Annotated in this window: 21 protein-coding genes; 9 read left to right on the top strand and 12 right to left on the bottom strand. The window is 53.1% G+C overall.

The window, feature by feature from the left end:
- Nucleotides 1–126: 126 nt before the first annotated feature.
- Together caiA and caiT are read right to left on the bottom strand one after the other, a co-directional pair.
- Complete coding sequence (gene caiA, locus A31E_RS00845) at nucleotides 127–1,269, bottom strand: crotonobetainyl-CoA dehydrogenase (protein WP_000347138.1); 1,143 nt, start codon at nucleotides 1,267–1,269, stop codon at nucleotides 127–129.
- A gap of 29 nt (nucleotides 1,270–1,298) precedes the next feature.
- Complete coding sequence (caiT, locus tag A31E_RS00840; RefSeq protein ID WP_000650969.1) at nucleotides 1,299–2,813, bottom strand: L-carnitine/gamma-butyrobetaine antiporter; 1,515 nt, start codon at nucleotides 2,811–2,813, stop codon at nucleotides 1,299–1,301.
- Between the two features lie 472 nt (nucleotides 2,814–3,285).
- Between caiT and A31E_RS00835 the strand changes: the two genes are divergently transcribed.
- From A31E_RS00835 to folA, 8 genes are all read left to right on the top strand, one after another.
- Nucleotides 3,286–4,056 carry an electron transfer flavoprotein FixA gene (locus A31E_RS00835; RefSeq protein WP_001517725.1) on the top strand — a complete coding sequence of 257 codons (771 nt, stop codon included), beginning with the start codon at nucleotides 3,286–3,288 and terminating at the stop codon, nucleotides 4,054–4,056.
- A 14-nt stretch (nucleotides 4,057–4,070) separates the two neighbouring features.
- The gene (locus tag A31E_RS00830) at nucleotides 4,071–5,012 is read left to right on the top strand and encodes an electron transfer flavoprotein subunit alpha/FixB family protein (protein ID WP_001091475.1); all 942 of its coding nucleotides are present in this window, start codon (nucleotides 4,071–4,073) and stop codon (nucleotides 5,010–5,012) included.
- A 49-nt stretch (nucleotides 5,013–5,061) separates the two neighbouring features.
- Nucleotides 5,062–6,348 (top strand): FAD-dependent oxidoreductase, encoded by a 1,287-nt coding sequence (locus A31E_RS00825; protein ID WP_016249599.1) that lies wholly within the window; start codon nucleotides 5,062–5,064, stop codon nucleotides 6,346–6,348.
- Nucleotides 6,345–6,632, top strand: a complete 288-nt coding sequence (gene fixX, locus A31E_RS00820; RefSeq protein ID WP_000203750.1) for a ferredoxin-like protein FixX — start codon at nucleotides 6,345–6,347, stop codon at nucleotides 6,630–6,632. The genes A31E_RS00825 and fixX overlap by 4 nt, the downstream gene beginning before the upstream one ends.
- A 58-nt stretch (nucleotides 6,633–6,690) precedes the next feature.
- Nucleotides 6,691–8,022: an MFS transporter gene (locus A31E_RS00815; RefSeq protein WP_016249600.1), complete on the top strand. Its 1,332-nt coding sequence runs from the start codon at nucleotides 6,691–6,693 to the stop codon at nucleotides 8,020–8,022.
- Nucleotides 8,023–8,128: 106 nt separating this feature from the next.
- Nucleotides 8,129–8,659 carry a glutathione-regulated potassium-efflux system oxidoreductase KefF gene (gene kefF / locus A31E_RS00810; protein ID WP_000600731.1) on the top strand — a complete coding sequence of 177 codons (531 nt, stop codon included), beginning with the start codon at nucleotides 8,129–8,131 and terminating at the stop codon, nucleotides 8,657–8,659.
- Nucleotides 8,652–10,511 (top strand): glutathione-regulated potassium-efflux system protein KefC, encoded by a 1,860-nt coding sequence (kefC, locus tag A31E_RS00805; protein ID WP_001517728.1) that lies wholly within the window; start codon nucleotides 8,652–8,654, stop codon nucleotides 10,509–10,511. The genes kefF and kefC overlap by 8 nt, the downstream gene beginning before the upstream one ends.
- A 193-nt stretch (nucleotides 10,512–10,704) precedes the next feature.
- Entirely contained in the window at nucleotides 10,705–11,184 is a 480-nt protein-coding gene (gene folA / locus A31E_RS00800; RefSeq protein WP_000624377.1) for a type 3 dihydrofolate reductase, read from the top strand.
- Between the two features lie 77 nt (nucleotides 11,185–11,261).
- Here the strand turns inward: folA and apaH are convergent, their stop codons facing one another.
- Genes apaH through lptD form a run of 6 tightly spaced genes read right to left on the bottom strand, consistent with a single transcriptional unit; the run spans nucleotide 11,262 to nucleotide 17,994 of the window.
- The gene (apaH, locus tag A31E_RS00795) at nucleotides 11,262–12,104 is read right to left on the bottom strand and encodes a bis(5'-nucleosyl)-tetraphosphatase (symmetrical) ApaH (RefSeq protein WP_000257165.1); all 843 of its coding nucleotides are present in this window, start codon (nucleotides 12,102–12,104) and stop codon (nucleotides 11,262–11,264) included.
- A gap of 6 nt (nucleotides 12,105–12,110) precedes the next feature.
- Nucleotides 12,111–12,488, bottom strand: a complete 378-nt coding sequence (gene apaG / locus A31E_RS00790) for a Co2+/Mg2+ efflux protein ApaG (RefSeq protein WP_000610905.1) — start codon at nucleotides 12,486–12,488, stop codon at nucleotides 12,111–12,113.
- A gap of 2 nt (nucleotides 12,489–12,490) precedes the next feature.
- A complete protein-coding gene (rsmA, locus tag A31E_RS00785; RefSeq protein WP_016249601.1) occupies nucleotides 12,491–13,312 on the bottom strand; it encodes a 16S rRNA (adenine(1518)-N(6)/adenine(1519)-N(6))-dimethyltransferase RsmA in 822 nt (273 codons plus the stop codon).
- Nucleotides 13,309–14,298 carry a 4-hydroxythreonine-4-phosphate dehydrogenase PdxA gene (gene pdxA / locus A31E_RS00780; protein ID WP_000241241.1) on the bottom strand — a complete coding sequence of 330 codons (990 nt, stop codon included), beginning with the start codon at nucleotides 14,296–14,298 and terminating at the stop codon, nucleotides 13,309–13,311. The genes rsmA and pdxA overlap by 4 nt, the downstream gene beginning before the upstream one ends.
- A complete protein-coding gene (gene surA, locus A31E_RS00775; protein WP_000800488.1) occupies nucleotides 14,298–15,584 on the bottom strand; it encodes a peptidylprolyl isomerase SurA in 1,287 nt (428 codons plus the stop codon). The genes pdxA and surA overlap by 1 nt, the downstream gene beginning before the upstream one ends.
- A 52-nt stretch (nucleotides 15,585–15,636) precedes the next feature.
- On the bottom strand, nucleotides 15,637–17,994 hold the full coding sequence (gene lptD / locus A31E_RS00770) for an LPS assembly protein LptD (protein ID WP_016249602.1): 2,358 nt from the start codon (nucleotides 17,992–17,994) through the stop codon (nucleotides 15,637–15,639).
- A 254-nt stretch (nucleotides 17,995–18,248) separates the two neighbouring features.
- Here lptD and djlA point away from each other — a divergent pair, with 254 nt between their 5' ends.
- On the top strand, nucleotides 18,249–19,064 hold the full coding sequence (djlA, locus tag A31E_RS00765) for a co-chaperone DjlA (RefSeq protein WP_001200563.1): 816 nt from the start codon (nucleotides 18,249–18,251) through the stop codon (nucleotides 19,062–19,064).
- Between the two features lie 117 nt (nucleotides 19,065–19,181).
- Here the strand turns inward: djlA and rluA are convergent, their stop codons facing one another.
- From rluA to araD, 4 genes are all read right to left on the bottom strand, one after another.
- Nucleotides 19,182–19,841 (bottom strand): bifunctional tRNA pseudouridine(32) synthase/23S rRNA pseudouridine(746) synthase RluA, encoded by a 660-nt coding sequence (gene rluA, locus A31E_RS00760; protein ID WP_000525208.1) that lies wholly within the window; start codon nucleotides 19,839–19,841, stop codon nucleotides 19,182–19,184.
- Between the two features lie 11 nt (nucleotides 19,842–19,852).
- A complete protein-coding gene (gene rapA, locus A31E_RS00755) occupies nucleotides 19,853–22,759 on the bottom strand; it encodes an RNA polymerase-associated protein RapA (RefSeq protein ID WP_001116999.1) in 2,907 nt (968 codons plus the stop codon).
- Between the two features lie 163 nt (nucleotides 22,760–22,922).
- The gene (gene polB, locus A31E_RS00750) at nucleotides 22,923–25,274 is read right to left on the bottom strand and encodes a DNA polymerase II (RefSeq protein WP_001517731.1); all 2,352 of its coding nucleotides are present in this window, start codon (nucleotides 25,272–25,274) and stop codon (nucleotides 22,923–22,925) included.
- A gap of 74 nt (nucleotides 25,275–25,348) precedes the next feature.
- The gene (gene araD, locus A31E_RS00745; protein WP_000888659.1) at nucleotides 25,349–26,044 is read right to left on the bottom strand and encodes an L-ribulose-5-phosphate 4-epimerase; all 696 of its coding nucleotides are present in this window, start codon (nucleotides 26,042–26,044) and stop codon (nucleotides 25,349–25,351) included.
- Nucleotides 26,045–26,146 lie beyond the last annotated feature (102 nt).

Raw genomic sequence — 26,146 nt, forward strand, 5'->3', positions numbered from 1 at the left:
GCCTGATAAGCGAAGCACATCAGGCATCGCCGCACGGTTGCCGGATGCGGCGTAACCGCCTTATCCGGCCTACAATTTGTGCTCCCGTAGGCCTGATAAGCGAAGCGCATCAGGCATCGCACGGATTTAGCGGTATTGCTTCAGCACCGCACGACCCAGCGTCAGGATCTGCATTTCGTCAGATCCTCCGGAGACGCGGTCTACACGCAGGTCACGCCAGAAGCGGCTGATGCGGTGGTTGCCCGCAATCCCGACACCGCCCAGCACCTGCATTGCGCTGTCCACCACTTCAAATGCCGCATTGGCGCAGAAGTATTTGCACATTGCCGCATCGCCAGAAGTAATGGTGCCGTTATCCGCTTTCCACGCTGCTTCATAGAGCATGTTTTTCATGGAGTTTAATTTGATCGCCATATGGGCGAATTTTTCCTGAATCAACTGAAAACGACCGATCGCTTCACCAAATTGCACGCGCTGGTTGGCGTAGCGCGCCGCATCTTCAAAGGCGCACATCGCAGTACCGTAGTTGGTGAGGGCTACCAAGAAACGTTCGTGGTCGAACTCTTCTTTTACGCGGTTAAAGCCGTTACCTTCGCGACCGAACATGTCTCTCTCGTCCAGTTCCACATCGTCAAAGGTGATTTCACAGCAGCTATCCATACGCAGACCGAGCTTCTCAAGTTTGGTCACTTTGATTCCTGGTTTGCTCATATCGACAAACCATTCGGTGTAGACAGGTTTGTCCGGAGAAGCGCCGTCGCGCGCCATCACCACGATATATGGGGTGTAGGCGCTACTGGTAATAAAACACTTACTACCATTAAGATAAATCTTACCATCTCTACGGGTATAAGTCGTTTTCAGGCTACCCACATCGGAACCAGCGCCCGGTTCGGTAATCGCTGAGTTCCACATCTGCTTACCGGTGCCGCGGAAAGCCATGATCTTGTCGATCTGCTCCTGCGTACCTTCACGCAGGAAAGTGTTGAACCCGCCCGGCAACTGGTACAGCACATAAGTTGGTGCCCCCAAACGACCCAGTTCCATCCACACCGCGGCGAGGGTAACGAATCCCGCGTCCAGACCACCGTGCTCTTCTGGGATCAGCAGACTGTCGATACCCATATCCGCCAGGGCTTTGACAAAACGCTCCGGGTAGACGCTGTCACGGTCACACTGGGCAAAATAGGCTTCCCAGTTTTCGCTGGCCATCAGTTCTCGGATACCGGCGACAAACAGTTCCTGCTCATCATTTAAATTAAAATCCATCTTTCAACCTCTTGATATTTTGGGGGTAATTAATCTTTCCAGTTCTGTTTCGCGTCTTTAATAAAGGAGAGCGTCACCATAATGTTGACGAAGAACAGCGGGCATCCTCCGGCGATAATGGCGGTTTGAATCGGTTTCAGGCCGCCGAGCGCCAGCAGAACAATGCCGATAATGCCAACCAGAATTGACCAGCCAATGCGCACCAGCAGCGGTGGTTCTTCGCCGTCGCGCACTTCACGACAGGTGGACATCGCCAGGGTGTAAGAGCAGGCGTTAATCAGGGTGACAGTGGCAATAAAGCAGAGAATAAAGAAGCCCCACATGGTGGCGGTGCTGAGAGGCAGAGCGGCCCAGGTTTCGATGATGGCGCGCGCCACGCCGTACTGTTCGATCAGATTCGGAATGTTGATGATGTTTTTATCCATCAACAGCAAAGTATTACTACCGAGTACAGTCCACAGGATCCAGGTGGATGCTGTCAGCCCCATCACCATACCGAAGCACAGTTCACGCACGGTTCGACCACGGGAGATACGCGCCAGGAAGATGCTCATCTGGATGGCGTAAATCACCCACCATGCCCAGTAGAATACGGTCCATCCCTGCGGGAAGCCGCCTTTGCCAACGGCATCGGTATAGAACAACATGCGCGGCAGATACATCAGCAACATCCCCACCGAGTCGGTGAAGTAGTTCATGATGAAGCTGGCACCGCTGACGATGAACACCCAGCCGAGCATCAGGAAACTCAAATAGCTGCGCACATCGCTGGCGATTTTTACCCCTTTTTGCAGACCACAGGCCACGCAGATAGCGTTGAGGATGATCCAGCAGGTAATGATAATGGCATCCAGTTGCAGGGTATGCGGAATACCAAACAGATACTGCATACACTCGGTCACCAGCGGTGTGGCAAGGCCGAGACTGGTGCCCATTGCGAAGATCAGCGCCACCAGGTAGAAGTTATCGACGATAGTACCAAACAACCCTTTGGCGTGTTTTTCACCCACCAGCGGCACCAGGGTGGAGCTGGGGCGAATCACATCCATTTTGCGAACGAAGAAGAAGTACGCGAAGGCGACGGAAAGGAAACTGTAAGTCGCCCACGGTAACGGCCCCCAGTGGAACAAACTGTAGGCCAGCCCCAGCTCTTTCGCGCCAGTGGAGTTTGGCTCTAAAGCAAATGGCGGCGTGGAGATGTAGTAGTAGATCTCAATCGATCCCCAGAACAGCACGGCGGCTGACGTACAGGAGGCGAACATCATAAAGATCCAACTGGCGGTACTGAACTCGGGTGGTTCGTTACCTAAACGCTTTTTGGCATACGGGCCAAACACCAGCCAGAACCAGCCGAAAAGCATGACCACCATATACCATTCAAATGCCCATCCCCATACATTGGTGACGTAACTGAATACGGCATTAATAACGACATTCGCCGCATCCAAATCTCTGACTGTAAGCCAGCAAAGTATGCCAACGATTATTAACGGCGGAAAGAATACCTTCGGTTCTATTCCCGTTTTTCTTTTTTCATCTTTCATGAGTTAATTCCACTGTAAAAATAAATATTTATTTTACGTCCCCGTTTGTTTTATTTTTGTTAACATTTAATATAATTATTATTAACCTCGTGAACGCGTTAATGGCTAACTCATAATGGGTATTCAATTGGCTGTATTCTGTGATGGTTATCACAGGTTTTTATCGGATAAAAACAGAGTGTTTTAATTTAAATATTCGTTATTAATCAATTAAATGAGTTTGGTTTTGAGTGAAAATCCAGCATCTGACTTTCAATATTGGTGATCCATAAAACAATATTGAAAATTTCTTCTTTCAACACCGTATTTTCAATATTGGTGAGGCGCTTAACAATATTGAAAGTTGGATTTATCTACGTGTGACATTTTCAATATTGGTGATTAAAGTTTTATTCCAGAATTAAATGACGTGATATCTGTAATTAACACCACCGATATGAACGACGTTTCCTTCATGATTTCTGGAGATGCAATGAAGATTATTACTTGCTATAAGTGCGTGCCTGATGAACAGGATATTGCGATCAATAATGCTGATGGTTCATTAGATCTCAGCAAAGCCGATGCGAAAATAAGCCAATATGATCTGAACGCTATTGAAGCGGCTTGCCAGTTAAAACAGCAGGCGACTGAGGCGCAGGTGACGGCTTTAAGTGTGGGCGGCAAAGCCCTGACTAACGCCAAAGGACGTAAAGATGTGCTGTCTCGCGGCCCGGATGAACTGATTGTGGTGATTGATGACCAGTTCGAGCAGGCACTGCCGCAACAAACGGCGACTGCACTGGCTGCCGCGGCGCAGAAAGCAGGCTTTGATCTGATCCTCTGTGGTGACGGTTCTTCCGACCTTTATGCCCAGCAGGTTGGTCTGCTGGTGGGTGAAATCCTCAACATTCCGGCAGTTAACGGTGTCAGCAAAATCCTCTCCCTGACGGCAGATACCCTCACCGTTGAGCGCGAACTGGAAGATGAAACAGAAACTTTAAGCATCCCGCTGCCTGCGGTCGTTGCTGTTTCCACTGATATCAATGCCCCACAAATTCCTTCGATGAAAGCCATTCTTGGCGCGGCGAAAAAGCCAGTTCAGGTGTGGTCGGCGGCGGATATCGGTTTTAACGCCGTGGAAGCCTGGTCTGAACAACGGGTTGCCGCACCGAAACAGCGCGAGCGTCAGCGCATCGTGATTGAAGGCGACGGCGAAGAACAGATCGCCGCATTTGCTGAAAATCTTCGCAAAGTCATTTAATTACAGGGGATGCTATGAACACGTTTTCTCAAGTCTGGGTATTCAGCGATACCCCTTCTCGTCTGCCGGAACTGATGAACGGCGCGCAGGCTTTAGCTCATCAAATCAATGCGTTTGTTCTGAGTGACGACGACGGCGCACAGGCAATCCAGTTTGGTGCTAATCATGTCTGGAAATTAAGCGGCAAACCGGACGATCGGATGATCGAAGATTACGCCGGAGTGATGGCAGACACCATTCGCCAGCACGGTACAGACGGTCTGGTACTACTGCCAAACACCCGTCGCGGCAAATTACTGGCGGCGAAACTGGGTTATCGCCTGAAAGCGGCGGTTTCTAACGATGCCAGCGCCGTCAGCGTGCAGGATGGTAAAGCAACGGTGAAACACATGGTTTACGGCGGCCTGGCGATTGGCGAAGAACGCATTGCCACGCCGTATGCGGTACTAACCATCAGCAGCGGCACGTTCGATGCGGCTCAGCCGGACACGTCAAGTACAGGTGAAACGCACACCGTGGAGTGGCAGTCTCCGGCTGTGGCGGTTACCCGCACGGCAACGCAGGCGCGCCAGAGCAACAGTGTCGATCTCGACAAAGCCCGTCTGGTGGTTAGCGTCGGTCGCGGCATTGGCTGCAAAGAGAACATTGCGTTGGCAGAGCAACTTTGCCAGGTGATTGGCGCGGAGTTGGCCTGTTCTCGTCCGGTGGCGGAAAACGAAAAATGGATGGAGCACGAGCGCTATGTTGGTATCTCCAACCTGATGCTGAAACCTGAACTGTACCTGGCCGTGGGGATCTCCGGGCAGATCCAGCACATGGTTGGCGCTAATGCGTCACAAACCATTTTCGCTATCAACAAAGATAAAAATGCGCCGATCTTCCAGTACGCGGATTACGGCATTGTTGGCGACGCCGTGAAGATCCTTCCGGCGCTGACGGCGGCTTTAGCGCGTTGATCTACTCTGGCAGGGCTGCTTTTGGCCCTGCCGCTGACAGGGAGTTCTTATGTCCGAAGATATCTTTGATGCCATCATCGTTGGTGCAGGGCTGGCCGGTTCGGTTGCCGCGCTGGTGCTCGCCCGCGAAGGGGCACAAGTGTTAGTTATCGAGCGTGGCAATTCCGCTGGCGCTAAGAATGTTACCGGCGGGCGTCTCTATGCCCACAGTCTGGAACACATCATTCCTGGTTTTGCCGAAAGCGCCCCCGTTGAACGCCTGATCACTCATGAAAAACTTGCGTTTATGACCGAAAAGTCAGCGATGACTATGGACTACTGCAATGGCGACGAAACCTCGCCATCCCAGCGCTCTTACTCCGTTTTACGCAGCAAATTTGATGCCTGGCTGATGGAGCAGGCCGAAGAAGCGGGCGCGCAGTTAATTACCGGAATTCGCGTCGATAACCTTGTGCAGCGCGATGGCAAAGTTGTCGGCGTAGAAGCCGATGGCGATGTGATTGAAGCGAAAACGGTGATCCTCGCTGATGGTGTGAACTCCATTCTTGCCGAAAAGCTGGGAATGGCGAAACGCGTCAAACCGACGGATGTGGCGGTTGGCGTGAAGGAATTGATCGAGTTACCGAAGTTGGTTCTCGAAGACCGTTTTCAGTTGCAGGGTAATCAGGGCGCGGCCTGCCTGTTTGCGGGGGCACCCACCGATGGCCTGATGGGCGGTGGCTTCCTTTATACCAATGAAAACACCCTGTCACTGGGGCTGGTTTGCGGCCTGCATCATCTGCATGACGCGAAGAAATCGGTGCCACAAATGCTGGAAGATTTCAAACAGCATCCGGCGGTTGCACCGCTGATCGCGGGTGGCAAGCTGGTGGAATACTCTGCTCACGTAGTGCCAGAAGCGGGTATCAACATGTTGCCGGAACTGGTTGGTGACGGCGTGCTGATTGCCGGTGATGCCGCCGGAATGTGTATGAATCTCGGCTTTACCATTCGTGGTATGGATCTGGCGATTGCCGCCGGAGAAGCAGCAGCGAAAACCGTGCTTTCAGCGATGAAAAACGACGATTTCAGTAAGCAGAAACTGGCGGAGTATCGTCAGCATCTGGAGAGTGGCCCGCTGCGCGATATGCGTATGTACCAGAAGCTACCGGCTTTTCTTGATAACCCACGTATGTTTAGCGGCTATCCGGAACTGGCGGTGGGTGTGGCGCGTGACCTGTTCACCATTGATGGCAGTGCGCCGGAACTGATGCGCAAGAAAATCCTCCGCCACAGCAAGAAGGTGGGTTTCATCAATCTGATCAAGGATGGCATGAAAGGAGTGACCGTTTTATGACTTCTCCCGTCAATGTGGACGTCAAACTGGGCGTCAATAAATTCAATGTTGATGAAGAGCATCCGCACATTGTTGTGAAGTCTGATGCCGATAAACAGGCGTTGGAACTGCTGGTGAAAGCGTGCCCGGCGGGTCTGTACAAAAAACAGGATGACGGCAGCGTACGCTTCGATTACGCCGGATGTCTGGAGTGTGGAACCTGCCGCATTCTTGGGCTGGGGTCGGCGCTGGAGCAGTGGGAATACCCGCGCGGCACCTTTGGCGTGGAGTTTCGTTACGGCTGATGTTGGTCTGATACGTAACGCCGTACTGACCCCCATTGCTAAAAAACAGGATCAACCCATGCAACCGTCCAGAAACTTTGACGATCTCAAATTCTCCTCTATTCACCGCCGTATTTTGCTGTGGGGAAGCGGTGGCCCGTTTCTGGATGGCTATGTGCTGGTAATGATCGGCGTGGCGCTGGAGCAACTGACTCCGGCGCTAAAACTGGACGCTGACTGGATCGGCCTGCTGGGCGCGGGAACCCTCGCCGGGCTGTTCGTTGGCACATCGCTGTTTGGCTATATCTCCGATAAAGTCGGACGGCGCAAAATGTTTCTCATCGATATCATTGCTATCGGGGGGATTTCTGTTGCGACGATGTTTGTCTCATCACCTGTCGAACTGCTGGTGATGCGGGTGCTCATCGGCATTGTTATCGGCGCGGATTATCCCATCGCCACCTCGATGATCACCGAGTTCTCCAGCACCCGTCAGCGGGCGTTCTCCATCAGCTTTATCGCCGCTATGTGGTATGTCGGCGCGACCTGTGCCGATCTGGTCGGCTACTGGCTTTATGATGTGGAAGGCGGCTGGCGCTGGATGCTGGGCAGTGCGGCGATCCCGTGTTTGTTGATTTTGATTGGTCGATTCGAACTGCCCGAATCTCCCCGCTGGCTGTTGCGCAAAGGGCGAGTGAAAGAGTGCGAAGAGATGATGATCAAATTGTTTAGCGAACCGGTGGTTTTCGATGAAGAGCAGCCGCAACAAACTCGTTTTCGCGATCTGTTTAACCGCCGCCATTTTCCTTTTGTCCTGTTTGTGGCCGCCATCTGGACCTGCCAGGTGATCCCGATGTTCGCCATTTACACCTTTGGCCCACAAATCGTCGGTCTTCTGGGGTTAGGCGTCGGCAAAAACGCGGCGCTGGGAAACGTGGTGATTAGCCTGTTCTTTATGCTCGGCTGTATTCCGCCGATGCTCTGGTTGAACACTGCCGGACGACGTCCATTGTTGATCGGCAGCTTTGCCATGATGACGCTGGCATTGGCGGTTTTGGGGCTGATCCCGGATATGGGGATCTGGCTGGTGGTCATGGCGTTTGCGGTGTACGCGTTTTTCTCCGGCGGGCCAGGCAATTTGCAGTGGCTTTATCCTAATGAACTCTTCCCGACGGATATTCGCGCCTCAGCCGTGGGCGTCATTATGTCTCTGAGTCGTATCGGTACAATTATCTCAACCTGGGCGCTGCCGATCTTTATTAATAATTACGGTATCAGCAATACTATGCTGATGGGGGCGGGGATCTCGCTGTTTGGCCTGCTGATTTCTGTGGCGTTTGCTCCGGAGACGCGTGGGATGTCGTTGGCGCAGACCAGTAATATGACAATTCGCAGGCAGCGTGCAGGATAACTTATTCAGATTTCTCTCTTTTTTGAATCAATATTATTGACTATAAGCCGCGTGAATATGTGACTACACTTTGTGGAAAACAAAGGTGTAAACGCGCAGGCTAACTATGATTCTAATCATTTATGCGCATCCGTATCCGCATCATTCCCATGCGAATAAACGGATGCTTGAACAGGCAAGGACGCTGGAAGGCGTCGAAATCCGCTCTCTTTATCAACTCTATCCTGACTTCAATATCGATATAGCGGCCGAGCAGGAGGCGCTCTCTCGTGCCGATCTGATCGTCTGGCAGCACCCAATGCAGTGGTACAGCATTCCGCCGTTGCTCAAATTGTGGATCGATAAAGTCTTCTCACACGGCTGGGCTTACGGACACGGCGGTACGGCGTTGCATGGCAAACATTTGCTGTGGGCGGTGACGACTGGCGGTGGGGAAAGTCATTTTGAGATTGGTACTCATCCGGGCTTTGATGTGTTGTCGCAGCCGCTACAGGCGACGGCAATCTACTGCGGGCTGAAATGGCTGCCGCCGTTTGCCATGCACTGTACCTTTATTTGTGACGACGAAACTCTCGAAGGGCAGGCGCGCCACTATAAGCAACGTCTGCTGGAATGGCAGGAGGCACATCATGGATAGTCATACGCTGATTCAGGCGCTGATTTATCTCGGTTCGGCGGCGCTGATTGTGCCGATTGCAGTACGTCTCGGTCTTGGTTCGGTACTTGGCTACCTGATTGCAGGTTGCATTATTGGCCCGTGGGGGCTGCGGCTGGTGACCGATGCTGAATCTATTCTGCACTTTGCCGAAATCGGCGTGGTGCTGATGCTGTTTATCATCGGTCTCGAACTCGACCCACAAAGGCTGTGGAAGCTGCGGGCGGCAGTATTCGGCGGTGGCGCATTGCAGATGGTGGTTTGCGGCGGCCTGCTGGGGCTGTTCTGCATGTTACTCGGTATGCGCTGGCAGGTGGCAGAACTGATTGGCATGACGCTGGCGCTCTCATCAACGGCGATTGCCATGCAGGCGATGAATGAACGCAACCTGACGGTGACGCAAATGGGGCGCAGTGCCTTTGCGGTGCTGCTGTTCCAGGATATCGCGGCGATCCCGCTGGTGGCGATGATCCCCTTGCTGGCGGCGAGCAGTGCCTCGACTACGCTAGGTGCATTTGCCTTGTCAGCGTTAAAAGTGGCGGGCGCGCTGGTGCTGGTGGTATTACTGGGGCGCTATGTTACGCGTCCGGCGCTGCGTTTTGTTGCCCGCTCTGGCTTGCGGGAAGTGTTTAGTGCAGTGGCTTTATTCCTCGTGTTTGGCTTCGGTTTGCTGCTGGAAGAGGTTGGTCTGTCGATGGCGATGGGCGCGTTTCTGGCGGGCGTGCTGCTGGCAAGCTCGGAATATCGTCATGCGCTGGAAAGCGATATCGAACCGTTCAAAGGCTTGTTGTTAGGGTTGTTTTTTATCGGCGTTGGGATGTCGATAGACTTTGGCACGCTGATTGAAAACCCGTTGCGCATTGTCATTCTGCTGTTCGGTTTCCTCATCATCAAGATTGCCATGCTGTGGCTGATTGCCAGACCGTTGCAGGTGCCGAATAAACAGCGTCGCTGGTTTGCGGTGCTGTTAGGGCAGGGCAGTGAGTTTGCCTTTGTGGTGTTTGGCGCGGCGCAAATGGCGAATGTGCTGGAGCCGGAGTGGGCGAAATCATTGACCCTGGCGGTGGCGCTGTCGATGGCAGCAACGCCGATTTTGCTGGTGATCCTCAACCGTCTTGAGCAATCCGGCACTGAAGAGGCACGCGAAGCTGATGAGATCGACGAAGAACAGCCGCGGGTGATTGTTGCCGGATTCGGGCGTTTTGGTCAGATCACCGGACGTTTGCTGCTCTCCAGCGGAGTGAAAATGGTTGTGCTCGATCATGATCCTGACCATATAGAAACGTTGCGCAAATTTGGCATGAAGGTGTTTTACGGCGATGCCACGCGGATGGATTTGCTGGAATCTGCCGGAGCGGCGAAAGCGGAAGTGCTGATTAATGCCATTGACGATCCGCAAACCAACCTGCAACTGACGGAGATGGTGAAAGAACATTTTCCGCATCTGCAGATTATTGCCCGCGCCCGTGATGTCGATCACTACATTCGTTTGCGCCAGGCTGGCGTGGAAAGGCCAGAGCGTGAAACCTTTGAGGGAGCGCTCAAAACCGGGCGTCTGGCGCTGGAAAGTTTAGGCCTGGGGCCATATGAAGCGCGAGAACGTGCTGATGTGTTCCGCCGCTTTAATATTCAAATGGTGGAAGAGATGGCGATGGGCGAAAACGACACCAAAGCCCGCGCGGCAGTCTATAAACGCACCAGCGCGATGTTAAGCGAAATCATTACTGAAGACCGGGAACATCTGTCATTAATTCAACGGCATGGCTGGCAGGGAACCGAAGAAGGGAAACATACCGGCAACATGGCGGATGAGCCAGAAACTAAGCCGTTGTAATCAAAAAGTGTGATGTGTCGCATGCTTTACAACTAACTGTTTGTTTTTGCGCAACTGTAATGCGGCGAGTCCAGGGACATAGCGTGGACTCGCCAGCAAAATAAAAATTTTCCTCAACATCATCCTCTCGCCAGTCGACGAAGGTTTACGCTTTACGTATAGTGACGACAATTTTTTTTATCGGGAAATCTCAATGATCAGTTTGATTGCGGCGCTAGCGGTAGATCGCGTTATCGGCATGGAAAACGCCATGCCGTGGAATCTGCCTGCCGATCTCGCCTGGTTTAAACGTAACACCTTAAATAAACCTGTGATTATGGGTCGCCATACCTGGGAATCCATTGGTCGCCCGTTACCTGGACGCAAGAATATTGTCATTAGCAGCCAGCCGGGTACGGATGATCGCGTAATGTGGGTGAAATCGGTTGATGAAGCCATCGCTGCCTGTGGTGACGTACCGGAGATTATGGTGATTGGCGGCGGTCGCGTATACGAGCAGTTTCTGCCGAAAGCGCAAAAACTGTATCTGACGCATATCGATGCGGAAGTAGAAGGCGACACCCATTTCCCGGATTACGAGCCGGATGACTGGGAATCGGTGTTCAGCGAGTTCCACGACGCCGATGCGCAGAACTCTCACAGCTATTGCTTTGAGATTCTGGAACGGCGGTAAGTTTGTATAGAATTGACGGCTAGTGCCGGATGCGACGCCGGTCGCGTCTTATCCGGCCTTCCTGTATCAGGCTGTGTTTAAGACGCCGCCGCTTCCCCCATATCCTTGTGCCGGTTCGACGGCTGGACAAAATACTGCTTATCTTCCCAGCGCAGGCAGGTTAATGAACCGCCCCAGCAGCAACCGGTATCCAGCGCGTAAATGCCTTCCGGTGTGCCTTTTCCTTCCAGCGATGCCCAGTGACCAAACACAATGTTGTACTCTTCGCTAACTGGCCCAGGAATGGTAAACCACGGTTTCAACGGTGCAGGTGCGTCTTCCGGCGACTCTTTGCTGTACATATCCAGTTGACCGTTCGGGAAGCAAAAACGCATCCGGGTAAATGCGTTGGTGATAAAACGCAGTCGCGCCAGACCACGTAACTCTGGCGTCCAGTTGTTCGGCATGTCGCCGTACATGGCGTCAAGGAAGAAAGGATAGGAGTCACTCGACAACACCGCTTCTACGTCGTGAGCACACTCTTTGGCGGTCTCTAAGTCCCATTGCGGCGTGATCCCCGCATGGGCCATCACCAGTTTTTTCTCTTCGTCGATTTGCAGTAAAGGCTGACGGCGTAGCCAGTTAAGTAACTCGTCGGCGTCAGGTGCTTCCAGTAAAGGAGTCAGGCGATCTTTCGGCTTGTTGCGGCTGATTCCGGCGAATACCGCCAGAAGGTGTAAATCGTGATTGCCCAGTACCAGACGCACGCTGTCACCTAATGATTTCACGTAGCGCAGGACATCCAGCGAACCAGGGCCGCGCGCGACCAGGTCGCCCGTCAGCCAGAGGGTATCTTTCCCAGGGGTAAATTCTATTTTGTGTAGCAATGCGATCAGTTCATCGTAACAGCCATGAACATCGCCAATAAGGTATGTCGCCATATTATTTTAATGAATGAGTATTGGAACGGAGAGTCGGAATACGGGAATATCGATGCTGAACGGAACGCCGTTTTCATCGATCATTTCGTAGTGACCCTGCATGGTGCCCATCGGTGTTTCGATAATCGCACCGCTGGTGTACTGGTACTCTTCGCCAGGGGCGATATGTGGCTGGACGCCCACCACACCTTCGCCCTGGACTTCGGTTTCACGGCCATTGCCGTTAGTGATCAGCCAGTAACGTCCCAACAACTGCACTGGCGCTCGCCCCAGGTTGCGTATGGTTACAGTATAAGAAAAAACGTAACGCTCATTATCAGGTGAAGACTGCGCTTCAATGTAAACACTTTGAACCTGAATACACACTCGGGGCGAATTGATCATCGTTAACTCTCCTGCAAAGGCGCGTTCTCCGCCAGATAGTTCGCCATCTGGCAATATTGCGCGACAGAGATGTTTTCCGCTCGCATCGCCGGGTCGATGCCCATTCCTGTTAACACCTCGACGCTAAACAGATTGCCGAGACTGTTACGAATGGTTTTACGACGCTGGTTAAAGGCTTCGGTGGTGATACGGCTTAACACGCGAACATCTTTAACCGGGTAAGGCATCGTTGCATGAGGAACCAGGCGCACGACGGCGGAATCCACTTTTGGTGGTGGTGTAAAGGCTGATGGCGGTACTTCCAGCACCGGGATCACGTTGCAATAATATTGCGCCATGACGCTTAATCGACCATACGCTTTGCTGTTCGGTCCTGCAACCAGACGATTCACCACCTCTTTTTGCAACATAAAGTGCATGTCGGCAATGGCATCAGTATAGCTAAACAGATGGAACATCAACGGTGTGGAGATGTTATATGGCAGGTTACCGAAAACACGTAGCGGCTGACCCATTTTCTCGGCCAGTTTACCGAAGTTAAAGGTCATTGCATCCTGCTGATAAATCGTCAGTTTCGGGCCTAAGAACGGATGCGTTTGCAGACGTGCCGCCAGATCGCGGTCAAGTTCGATGACCGTCAGTTGATCCAGACGCTCACCGACAGGCTCGGTCAACGCTGCCAGACCGGGGCCGATTTCGACCATCGCCTGACCCTTCTGCGGGTTAATGGCAGAAACAATGCTGTCGATCACGAACTGATCGTTGAGAAAGTTTTGCCCGAAGCGTTTACGGGCTAAGTGGCCCTGGTGGACTCGTTTATTCATTGGGTATTAACAATCATTTTGATGGCGAGATTAAGCGCCGTAATAAAACTGCCGACATCAGCTTTGCCACGTCCCGCCAGTTCCAGCGCGGTGCCGTGGTCAACAGATGTGCGAATAAAGGGCAGGCCCAGCGTAATGTTCACACCGCGCCCGAAGCCCTGGTATTTTAGCACGGGAAGACCCTGATCGTGGTACATCGCCAGCACCGCGTCGGCGTTGTCGAGATATTTAGGCTGAAACAGGGTATCGGCAGGCAGCGGCCCGTTGAGTTTCATCCCCTGCGCCCGTAACTCGTCGAGCACTGGAATGATGGTATCTATCTCTTCCGTGCCCATATGACCGCCTTCGCCCGCGTGCGGATTCAGGCCACAGACCAGAATCCGCGGTTCGGCAATGCCAAATTTCGTACGCAAATCGTGATGTAAAATAGCAATCACTTCGTGCAGAAGTTGTGGGGTGATGGCGTCAGCAATATCGCGCAGCGGTAAATGCGTGGTTGCCAGCGCGACGCGAAGTTCTTCGGTCGCCAGCATCATCACCACTTTTTTCGCCTGCGAGCGTTCTTCGAAAAACTCGGTATGACCGGTAAACGGAATACCGGCGTCGTTAATGACGCCTTTATGCACCGGCCCGGTGATCAGCGCGGCAAATTCACCGTTCAGGCAGCCATCGCACGCTCGCGCCAGCGTCTCCACCACATAATGCCCATTTTCAACCGCTAATTGACCCACAGTTACAGATGCACGTAGCGCGACAGGAAGCAGCGTTAATGTGCCCGCAGTTTGCGGTTGCGCAGGGGAGTTGGGGGAATAAGGGCGGAGGGTAAGCGGCAAACCGAGCATCGCTGCCCGGTCGGTAAGGAGAGTGGCATCGGCACAAACAACCAGTTCGACCGGCCACTCACGTTGTGCAAGCTGGACAACTAAGTCCGGGCCAATCCCGGCTGGCTCGCCGGGAGTGATCACAACACGTTGGGTTTTAACCATTAGTTGCTCAAAATTTTCACATAGGCGCTGGCGCGTTGTTCCTGCATCCAGCTTGCTGCTTCTTCCGAGAACTTACGGTTCATCAGCATCCGGTAAGCACGATCTTTCTGCGCCGCATCGGTTTTATCAACATTACGGGTATCCAGCAGTTCGATTAAATGCCAGCCGAATGAAGAGTGAACCGGTGCGCTCATTTGACCTTTGTTCAGACGGGTCAGCGCGTCACGGAAGGCCGGATCAAAAATATCTGGCGTAGCCCAGCCGAGATCGCCGCCCTGGTTAGCAGAGCCGGGATCCTGGGAGAACTCTTTCGCCGCAGCGGCAAACGTGGTTTTGCCACTCTTGATATCGGCAGCAATCTGTTCCAGTTTCACGCGGGCCTGTTCGTCAGTCATGATCGGAGATGGTTTCAGCAGAATATGGCGAGCGTGTACTTCGGTCACCGAGATATTTTTGCTTTCGCCGCGCAGGTCGTTAACTTTCAGAATGTGGAAGCCGACGCCGGAACGAATCGGACCAACAATATCGCCTTTCTTCGCGGTACTTAATGCTTGGGCGAAAATCCCTGGCAGTTCCTGAATGCGTCCCCAGCCCATCTGGCCACCGTTCAGCGCCTGCTGATCGGCAGAGTGAGCGATCGCCAGCTTACCGAAATCAGCGCCGTTACGAGCCTGATCGACAATGGCGCGCGCCTGCGTTTCCGCTTCGTTCACCTGCTCAGAAGACGGATTTTCCGGCAGCGGGATCAGGATGTGGCTCAAGTTCAGTTCAGTGCTGGCATCATTCTGATTACCGACCTGCTGCGCCAGAGCTTCAACTTCCTGCGGCAGGATAGTGATGCGACGACGTACTTCGTTGTTACGCACTTCAGAGATAATCATCTCTTTGCGGATCTGGTTACGATAGGTGTTGTAGTTCAGTCCATCGTAGGCCAGACGGCTGCGCATCTGATCCAGCGTCATGTTGTTCTGTTTGGCAATGTTAGCAATCGCCTGATCGAGCTGCTCATCGGAGATTTTTACTCCCATTTTCTGCCCCATCTGCAGGAGGATTTGATCCATGATCAAACGCTCCATGATTTGGTGGCGCAGTGTCGCGTCATCAGGAAGTTGCTGCCTTGCCTGGGCGGCATTCATTTTTACCGACTGCATTAATCCATCAACGTCGCTTTCCAGCACGACGCCGTTATTGACGACGGCTGCGACTTTATCGACTACCTGGGGGGCAGCGAAACTGGTATTCGCGATCATCGCGATACCGAGAAGCAGCGTTTTCCAGTTCTTCATACTTTTTCCATTTCAATTAACCGCACTGCGGATTACGTGGTAAATCAACAAATCACAAAGAGTTTTGATACGGCAGAATGTTCGAACGTAGCATCTCTTGCGTACCCAGACCGTAGTTGGAACTCAGGCCGCGCAGTTCGATGTTAAAGCCGATTGCGTTGTCATATACCGCATGTTGTTTATCGTTATCCCAACCGTTCAGCTTCCGCTCGTAACCGACGCGAATCGCATAGCAGCAGGAGCTGTATTGCACACCTAACATTGAGTCGGCCTGCTTGTTCGCATTGGTATCGTAGTAGTAGGCTCCAACGATTGACCAACGATCGGCAATCGGCCAACTGGCGACGGCACCTACCTGCGAAATACCGTTCTTATACTGTTCGGCAGTGGAATAGTATTTAGGCAATGTAGCCTGAATATATTCCGGGCTGGCGTAACGGTAGTTGAACTGCACCAGACGGTCTTCATCCCGACGGTATTCAATGCTGGAGCTACTGGTTGCTACGTTATCCAGACGAGTATCGTACTGAATCCCGCCACGCAGCCCCCAACGCTCGGAGATGCGCCAGTAAGTATCGCCTGCCCATACCAGTGAGCCAGTTTTGTCGTCATTCTCCCATTTTATGTTGTCATCGCCGGTGCGAGACTCCGTGAAATAGTAGATTTGACCAACGGAAATATTAAAACGTTCAACGGCTGAGTCATCATATACGCGAGTTGTGACACCGGTCGTTACCTGGTTAGCAGAAGCAATACGGTCAAGACCACCGTAAGTCCGATCCCGGAACAGGCCCGAGTAGTCGGATTGCAACAAAGCAGAATCGTAGTTGTAGATATCGCTCTGATCGCGATACGGCACGTACAGGTATTGCGCACGCGGTTCCAGCGTTTGGGTGTAACCCGGTGCCAGCATTTCCATATCGCGCTCAAAGACCATTTTTCCGTCAACTTTAAATTGCGGCATTACACGGTTAACAGAGTCTGCCAACTTATTATTTTGTGGATTGCTGTTATACCAGTCGAGATTGGTCTGCTGATAATGCGTCGCCATCAGTTTGGCTTCGGTATTCAGGCTTCCCCAGTTATTCGACAACGGGAGATTGATAGTCGGTTCCAGGTGCAGACGCGTAGCTTCTGGCATATTGCTATTGGTATTCACAAAATGCACTGCCTGGCCATAGATGCGGGTATCAAACGGACCGAGATCGTTATGGTAGTAGTTGACGTCTAACTGCGGTTCAGCGGCGTAGCTGTTACCACTGTTATTGTCAAAGACCTGGAACTGTTTGGTCGAAAGAGTGGCGTCAAAATTCTGCACCGCATAGCCAACGCTGAATTTTTGCGTTGCGTAACCATCAGTACTGGAACCGTACTTGTTATCGAAATCATTGAAATAGGTAGGGTCGCTAACTTTGGTGTAGTCAATGTTAAAGCGCCACACCTGATCCATGACCCCGGAGTGTTGCCAGTAGAACAACCAACGACGTGAATTGCTATCTTCTGGATGTTCATCTTCATAGACTTTATCCGAAGGTAGATAGTCCAGCTCCATCAAGCCAGCACCCGCCTGGGTGAGATAACGGAATTCGTTTTCCCACATAATGTTGCCACGACGATGCATATAATGCGGCGTGATGGTGGCATCCATATTTGGCGCGATGTTCCAGTAATATGGCAGGTAGAACTCAAAGTAGTTGGTAGATGTGTACTTGGCGTTCGGGATCAAGAAACCTGAACGGCGTTTGTCACCCACCGGTAACTGCAGATACGGGCTATAAAAGATCGGAACCGGACCCACTTTAAAGCGGGCGTTCCAGATCTCTGCGACTTGTTCTTCGCGGTCATGAATAATTTCGCTACCTACCACGCTCCATGTATCAGAACCAGGCAGACAGGAGGTAAAGCTACCGTTATCCAGAATGGTGTAGCGGTTTTCGCCACGCTGTTTCATCAGGTCCGCTTTACCGCGCCCCTGGCGACCCACCATCTGGTAATCACCTTCCCAGACGTTGGTATCTTTGGTGTTCAGATTCGTCCAACCTTTCGGCCCCTTGAGGATCACCTGGTTATCGTCGTAATGGACGTTACCGAGCGCATCAACGGTACGTACAGGTTCCGGTTGTCCTGGTGCCTCTTTTTGATGGAGCTGCACTTCGTCGGCCTGCAGACGGCTGTTACCCTGCATGATATCCACGCTGCCAGTAAACACAGCGTCATCGGGGTAATTCCCCTTTGCATGGTCAGCATTAATCGTCACGGGTAAGTCGTTAGTATCGCCCTGTACCAGAGGACGGTCATAGCTTGGCACGCCCAACATACACTGTGAGGCGAGGTCGGCTGCCAGTCCCTGTTGACTATAAAGGGCGGTGGCAATCATGGTGGCCAGGAGAGTGGGGATACGTTTTTTCATACGTTGATTTTATTGTTCCATCATCGGTAACGTTGCGCGTGACAAACGGTCAGAGACTAACGTACTCGTCATCTCTACGCTAGTGTTAATCCTGTCCGAATAGCGTCAGTGGTGTTAGGCACGGCATTGAATGACAGGTATGATAATGCAAATTATAGGCGATGTCCCACAATTGACCGCAGCCGGAAAACGGTAAAAGCACCTTTATATTGTGGGAGATAGCCCTGATATCCGTCTGTCGATTTGGGGAATATATGCAGTATTGGGGAAAAATCATTGGCGTGGCCGTGGCCTTACTGATGGGCGGCGGCTTTTGGGGCGTTATATTAGGTCTGTTAATCGGCCATATGTTTGATAAAGCCCGTGGCCGCAAAATGGCGTGGTTCGCCAACCAGCGTGAGCGTCAGGCGCTGTTTTTTGCCACCACGTTTGAAGTGATGGGGCATTTAACCAAATCCAAAGGACGTGTTACTGAGGCTGATATTCATGTCGCCACATTGCTCATGGATCGGATGAATTTACACGGCGCTTCCCGTACAGCGGCGCAAAATGCGTTCCGGGTCGGAAAATCAGACAATTACCCACTGCGCGAAAAGATGCGACAGTTTCGCAGTGTCTGCTTTGGTCGTTTTGACTTAATTCGTATGTTTCTGGAGATCCAGATTCAGGCGGCGTTTGCCGATGGTTCGCTGCATCCAAATGAACGCGCAGTGCTGTATGTGATTGCCGAAGAGTTAGGGATCTCCCGCGCCCAGTTTGACCAGTTCTTGCGTATGATGCAGGGCGGTGCGCAGTTTGGTGGCGGTTATCAGCAACAGTCTGGCGGTGGCAACTGGCAGCAGGCGCAACGAGGCCCGACGCTGGAAGATGCCTGTAATGTGCTGGGTGTGAAGCCGACGGATGAGGCGACCACCATTAAACGTGCCTACCGTAAGCTAATGAGCGAACATCATCCGGATAAGCTGGTGGCGAAAGGCCTACCGCCGGAGATGATGGAGATGGCGAAACAGAAAGCACAGGAAATTCAGCAAGCGTATGAGCTGATTAAGCAGCAGAAAGGATTTAAATAAGTTTCAAATTGTAGGCCTGATAAGACGCTGCCCGCGTCGCATCAGGCAATCGGCGCAAAATTGCCGGATGCGGCGTGAACGCCTTCTCCGGCCTACCGAACTTCGCCAGCGTGACGATTAAAAATCCGCTGGCGCTTTAAACGTCATACTATTGCCATATGCCGGATGGGTAATCGTCAACATCTCTGCATGTAACAATAACCGCGGTGCCATCGCTCTCGCTTCTGGTGAAGCATAAAAACGATCGCCAAGAATCGGATGACCCAGCGCCAGCATATGCACACGTAGCTGATGGGAACGTCCGGTAATCGGCTTTAACACCACTCTTGCGGTGTTATCCGCCGCATACTCCACCACTTCATATTCCGTCTGCGCAGGCTTACCCGTTTCGTAACAGACTTTCTGTTTCGGGCGGTTTGGCCAGTCGCAAATCAGTGGCAGATCGACCAGACCTTCGGCGGGGGATGGATGCCCCCAGACGCGAGCCACATACTGCTTTTTCGGCTCGCGCTCGCGGAACTGACGTTTTAATTCTCGCTCCGCGGCTTTAGTCAGCGCCACTACAATCACGCCGCTGGTGGCCATATCCAGGCGATGTACCGATTCCGCCTGCGGATAATCACGCTGAATGCGCGTCATCACGCTGTCTTTGTGCTCCTCCAGACGCCCCGGCACAGACAACAACCCACTCGGCTTGTTGACCACCATAATGTGATCATCCTGATACAGGACAACCAGCCAGGGTTCCTGCGGCGGATTGTAGTTTTCCATCCCCATCTTCGGCTCCGTTACTGATGCGTTACAACGATCAAACGCAGGGCATCCAGACGCCAGCCTGCCTGATCCAGACTTTCCATAACCTGCTGACGGTTGCTCTCAATGGCAGCCAGTTCGTCGTCACGAATGTTCGGGTTAACCGCGCGCAGTGCTTCCAGACGCGACAGTTCCGCAGACAGTTTTTCGTCGGCTTCGTTACGTGCCGCATCAATCAATGCACGGGCAGACTTCTCAATCTGCGCTTCGCCCAGTTGCAGAATGGCGTGAACCTCTTGCTGCACAGCGTTAACCAGCTTGCTACCGGTGTGGCGATTCACTGCGTTAAGCTGACGGTTGAAGGTTTCAAACTCTACCTGCGCCGCCAGGTTGTTGCCGTTTTTATCCAGCAGCATACGCACTGGTGTCGGCGGCAGGAAGCGGTTGAGTTGCAACTGCTTCGGTGCCTGTGCTTCAACCACGTAAATCAGCTCCAGCAACAGCGTGCCTACAGGCAGCGCTTTGTTTTTTAGCAGCGAAATCGTGCTACTGCCGGTATCGCCAGAAAGGATCAGATCCAGACCGTTGCGGATCAGCGGATGCTCCCAGGTAATAAACTGTGCATCTTCACGCGCCAGCGCTACTTCACGGTCGAAGGTGATGGTAATACCGTCTTCCGACAAACCCGGGAAGTCCGGCACCAGCATATGATCGGAAGGCGTCAGTACGATCAGGTTGTCGCCACGATCGTCCTGGTTGATACCAATAATATCGAACAGGTTCATGGCGAAGGCGATCAGGTTGGTATCGTCATCCTGTTCTTCAATGCTTTCAGCCAGCGCCTGGGCTTTTTCGCCGCCGTTGGAATGGATCTCCAGCAGACGGTCACGGCCCTGCTCCAGTTGCGCTTTCAGGGCTTCATGTTGCTCGCGGCAATTTTTGATCAACTCATCAAAGCCTTCGGTTTGATCCGGTGAAGCCAGGTAGTTAATCAGATCGTTGTACACACTATCGTAGATAGCGCGTCCGGTCGGGCAGGTGTGCTCGAATGCATCCAGACCTTCGTGATACCAGCGCACCAGTACCGACTGGGCTGTTTTCTCCAGATAAGGTACGTGGATCTGAATATCGTGCGCCTGACCGATACGATCCAGACGACCAATACGCTGTTCCAGCAGATCCGGGTTGAACGGCAGATCGAACATCACCATGTGGCTGGCGAACTGGAAGTTACGCCCTTCAGAACCGATTTCTGAGCACAGCAGTACCTGCGCGCCGGTGTCTTCTTCTGCAAACCAGGCGGCAGCGCGGTCACGTTCGATAATCGACATGCCTTCGTGGAACACGGCTGCGCGGATACCTTCACGCTCGCGCAGTACCTGCTCCAGTTGCAGCGCGGTGGCAGCTTTGGCGCAGATCACCAGCACTTTCTGCGAGCGGTGGCTGGTCAGGTAGCCCATCAACCACTCAACGCGCGGATCGAAGTTCCACCAGGTGGCGTTATCGCCTTCAAATTCCTGATAAATACGTTCCGGGTAGAGCATATCGCGAGCGCGATCTTCCGCACTCTTACGTGCGCCCATAATGCCGGACACTTTAATTGCCGTCTGATACTGCGTCGGCAGCGGCAGCTTAATGGTGTGCAGTTCGCGTTTCGGGAAGCCTTTTACGCCATTACGCGTGTTACGGAACAGCACGCGGCTGGTGCCGTGGCGATCCATCAGCATGGAAACCAGCTCCTGACGGGCGCTCTGGGCATCTTCACTGTCGCTGTTTGCGGCCTGCAATAGCGGTTCGATGTCCTGCTCGCCAATCATTTCACCTAACATGTTCAGCTCGTCGTTGCTCAGTTTGTTACCAGCCAGCAGCATGGCAACGGCATCGGCCACCGGACGATAATTTTTTTGCTCTTCGACGAATTGCGCGAAATCGTGGAAACGGTTCGGGTCCAGCAGACGCAGGCGGGCAAAGTGGCTTTCCATCCCCAGTTGTTCCGGGGTTGCGGTCAGCAGCAGAACGCCAGGCACATGCTCTGCCAGTTGTTCAATGGCCTGATATTCACGGCTCGGCGCATCTTCGCTCCACACCAGGTGGTGCGCTTCATCGACAACCAGAAGATCCCATTCGGCTTCGCACAGATGTTCCAGACGCTGTTTGCTGCGGCGGGCAAAATCTAGCGAGCAAATCACCAGTTGTTCGGTATCGAACGGGTTGTAGGCGTCGTGCTGGGCTTCGGCGTAACGCTCGTCATCAAACAGCGCAAAACGCAGGTTGAAGCGGCGCAGCATTTCTACCAGCCACTGATGTTGCAAGGTTTCCGGCACGATAATCAGCACACGCTCGGCAGCGCCAGACAGTAGTTGCTGATGCAGGATCATCCCGGCTTCAATGGTTTTCCCTAAACCGACTTCGTCAGCCAGCAGGACACGCGGCGCATGGCGGCGGCCGACATCATGCGCGATGTTGAGCTGATGCGGGATCAGGCTGGTACGCTGACCGCGCAGGCCGCTGTACGGCATACGGAACTGTTCGCTGGAATACTTACGCGCGCGATAACGCAACGCAAAGCGGTCCATACGGTCAATCTGCCCGGCAAACAGACGATCCTGCGGTTTGCTGAACACCAGCTTGCTATCAAGGAAAACTTCACGCAGAGCCACGCCGGACTCTTCGGTATCCAGGCGAGTACCGATATAGGTCAGCAAGCCATTTTCTTCTTTTACTTCTTCGACTTGCATCTGCCAGCCGTCATGGCTGGTAATGGTATCACCAGGGTTGAACATCACGCGGGTCACGGGAGAATCACTGCGTGCATACAGACGGTTTTCACCAGTAGATGGGAAAAGTAAAGTGACAGTTCGCGCATCCACCGCGACAACGGTTCCAAGTCCTAATTCGCTTTCTGTATCGCTGATCCAGCGTTGACCAAGTGTAAAAGGCATATGTGTTTGGCTCTATATCTTTAATTGCAGGCAATAACTACCCGCTACCAGGCTAATGCGGTAGTGGTGTTATTCAGGTCCAGGAATGGAAAGGGCGCTATGGTACTGGATGGCGGCGCTTTCGTCACGCATCAAAATGGCATCTGACGAACTCTTTTTTTGCTCAAAATAGCCCAAGTTGCCCGGTCATAAGTGTAGCAAAATTATCCTCAATAAAGGGGAGTATTCCTTCCGCCACAGGTTGAAGCTGGCGGGTCAGATAGTGTTCGTAATCCAGCGGCGAACGTTGATAGTCCAGCGGCTCCGGGCCGTTGGTGGTCCATACGTACTTAATGGTGCCGCGGTTCTGGTATTGCAAGGGGCGGCCGCGCTTTTGGTTTTCTTCATCGGCAAGGCGAGCAGCGCGTACGTGAGGCGGCACATTTCGTTGATATTCGCTTAGCGGGCGGCGGAGCCGTTTACGGTAAACCAGTCGGGCATCCAGTTCGCCCGCCATCAGTTTGTCGATAGTTTCGCGCACGTATTCCTGATACGGTTCATTGCGAAAGACACGCAAATACAGCTCCTGCTGAAACTGCTGAGCCAGCGGTGTCCAGTCGGTACGCACGGTTTCCAGTCCTTTAAACACCATCCGTTGCTTGTCGCCTTCCTGAATCAGCCCGGCATAACGCTTTTTACTGCCGGTATCAGCTCCGCGAATGGTAGGCATCAGAAAACGGCAGAAATGAGTTTCATACTCCAGTTCCAGTGCGCTGGTCAGCCGTTGTTTTTGCAGCGTTTCCGCCCACCAGGCGTTAACGTGCTGTACCAGTGCGCGACCGATTTTCGCCGCCTCTTCTTCGCAATGTGCGCCTTTCAGCCAGACAAATGTTGAGTCGGTGTCACCGTAGATCACGTCATAACCCTGTGCTTCAATTAACGCTTTGGTTTGTCGCATGATCTGATGGCCGCGCATGGTGATCGACGACGCCAGGCGCGGATCGAAGAATCGACAGGCGGTGGTGCCGAGCACGCCATAAAAGGCATTCATAATGATCTTCAGCGCCTGCGACAGCGGCTTATTGCCCTGGCGTTTGGCTTCATCACGCCCGTGCCAGATGTTAGTCACAATCTCCGGCAGGCAATGTTTCTCCCGCGAAAACCACGCATCGAGAAAACCTTCTGTGCTGTGCTCTGGATCAGGCTGCGCCATGCCTTCCACCAACCCGACGGGATCAATCAGAAAGGTACGGATGATCGACGGGTACAGGCTTTTGTAGTCCAGCACCAACACCGAATCATAAAGTCCGGGTCGTGAATCCATCACATAGCCGCCAGGGCTGGCGTGAGGCGGCACTTCACCGAGATTGGGGGCGACATATCCGGCGCGATGCATACGCGGAAAATAGAGATGACCAAACGCAGCCACCGAACCGCCGTGCCTGTCAACCGGCAGGCCGTTCACCGTCGCTCGTTCGAGTAAAAATGGCATGATCTCGGTTTTATGGAAGATCTGTGTGACCAGTTCGCAATCTTTCAGGTTATAAGTCGCCAGTGCAGGCTTATCTTCGGTGAAACGGCGGTCAATTTCGTCCATGCGATCCCACGGGTTATCGATAGATTTGCCTTCGCCTAACAATTCCTGGGCAACGGTTTCCAGCGAAAACGAAGAGAAATTCCAGAACGCAGATTTCAGCGCTTCAATACCATCGATAATCAGCCGACCTTTGGCCTGGGCGAAAAAGACACCGTTTTTAAAGCCGTGCTCGCGCCACTCCAGCTCACTGTTATCGCGCCCCAGACGCAGGGGAATGCGATAACGCTCGGCATGTTTTTGCAGCATCCGTAGATCGAACTGCACTACGTTCCAGCCGATGATCACATCCGGATCGTGAGTTGCAAACCAGGCGTTGAGTTTTTCCAGTAGTTGCGGACGGCTGGCAACATACTCCAGATCGAAATTGAGCGCGGAGGCGTCGCCATTCTCTGGCCCCAACATATAAACGATGCGCTGCCCGCAACCTTCCAGGCCGATACAGTACAGCTCACCGTGGCGGGTGGTTTCAATATCAATAGAAACCCACTTGAGCGGCGGACGATAGTCGGGATTAGGTTTCAGACGGGCGTTGACGATAGCGCCATCACGGAAATCACCGTCGACCCACACCGGAGCGGTGATAAAACGCTCCATCAGATAACGTTCTGGCGGACGCACATCGGCCTCGTAAACGGTGACGCCAGCTTCACGCAGGCGCTTTTCGTAATTCATCAACTGGCGATGGGCGCGACAGTAAAGGCCATGCACTGGCTGGCGGTGAAAATCCTTTAACGCCAGCGGCGTCAGACGAAATCCTTGCTCACTTTGCAAAATGAGCTGGGCGCGGGGAACCTGATCGGTGGGAATAAACGCCACGGATTCTTGCGGCGCAAGCGTAACGTGCAACGGCCCGTTGTCCGTCGCTAACCAAAAGGAAACTTCGGTTCCTTGCGGGGTATCCCGCCAGTGTCGGGTTAAGATAAAACCTGCCTGCGCCACGCTGAAAATCCATCAAAAAACCAGGCTTGAGTATAGCCTGGTTTCGGTCGATTGGCTGTGGTTTTATACAGTCATCACTGCCCGTAATACGCCTTCGCGCCATGTTTACGCAGGTAGTGCTTGTCCAGCAGCGTTTGCTGCATATCCGGTAACCGTGGCGCTAACTGGCGGCAGAAAATCCCCATATAAGCGACTTCTTCCAGCACGATGGCGTTGTGTACCGCATCTTCGGCGTTTTTACCCCACGCAAACGGGCCGTGAGAATGCACCAGCACGCCAGGCATTTGCGCCGCATCGATACCCTGTTTTTCGAAGGTTTCGACGATGACATTACCGGTTTCCCACTCATATTCGCCGTTGATTTCCGCATCGGTCATTTTGCGGGTGCAGGGAATGGTGCCGTAGAAATAGTCGGCGTGGGTAGTGCCAGTTGCCGGGATTGACTGGCCTGCCTGTGCCCAGATCGTGGCATGGCGGGAGTGGGTGTGCACAATGCCGCCGATGGACGGGAATGCCTGATAGAGCAGCCGGTGAGTTGGCGTGTCGGAGGAGGGCTTTTTCGTTCCTTCAACCACTTCACCGGTTTCGATGCTGACCACGACCATATCGTCGGCGGTCATGATGCTGTAATCGACGCCGGAAGGTTTGATCACAAAGACGCCGCGCTCGCGATCAACGGCGCTGACGTTGCCCCAGGTCAGTGTGACCAGGTTGTGTTTTGGGAGCGCCAGGTTGGCTTCTAATACCTGACGTTTGAGATCTTCTAACATGTTGACTCCTTCGTGCCGGATGCGCTTTGCTTATCCGGCCTACAAAATCAGCCTTCGGCTCGCAATCGCAGGCCTGATAAGACGCGCCAGCGTTGCATCAGG

Source organism: Escherichia sp. KTE159 (assembly GCF_000408805.1).
GTDB classification, from domain to species: Bacteria; Pseudomonadota; Gammaproteobacteria; order Enterobacterales; family Enterobacteriaceae; genus Escherichia; species Escherichia marmotae.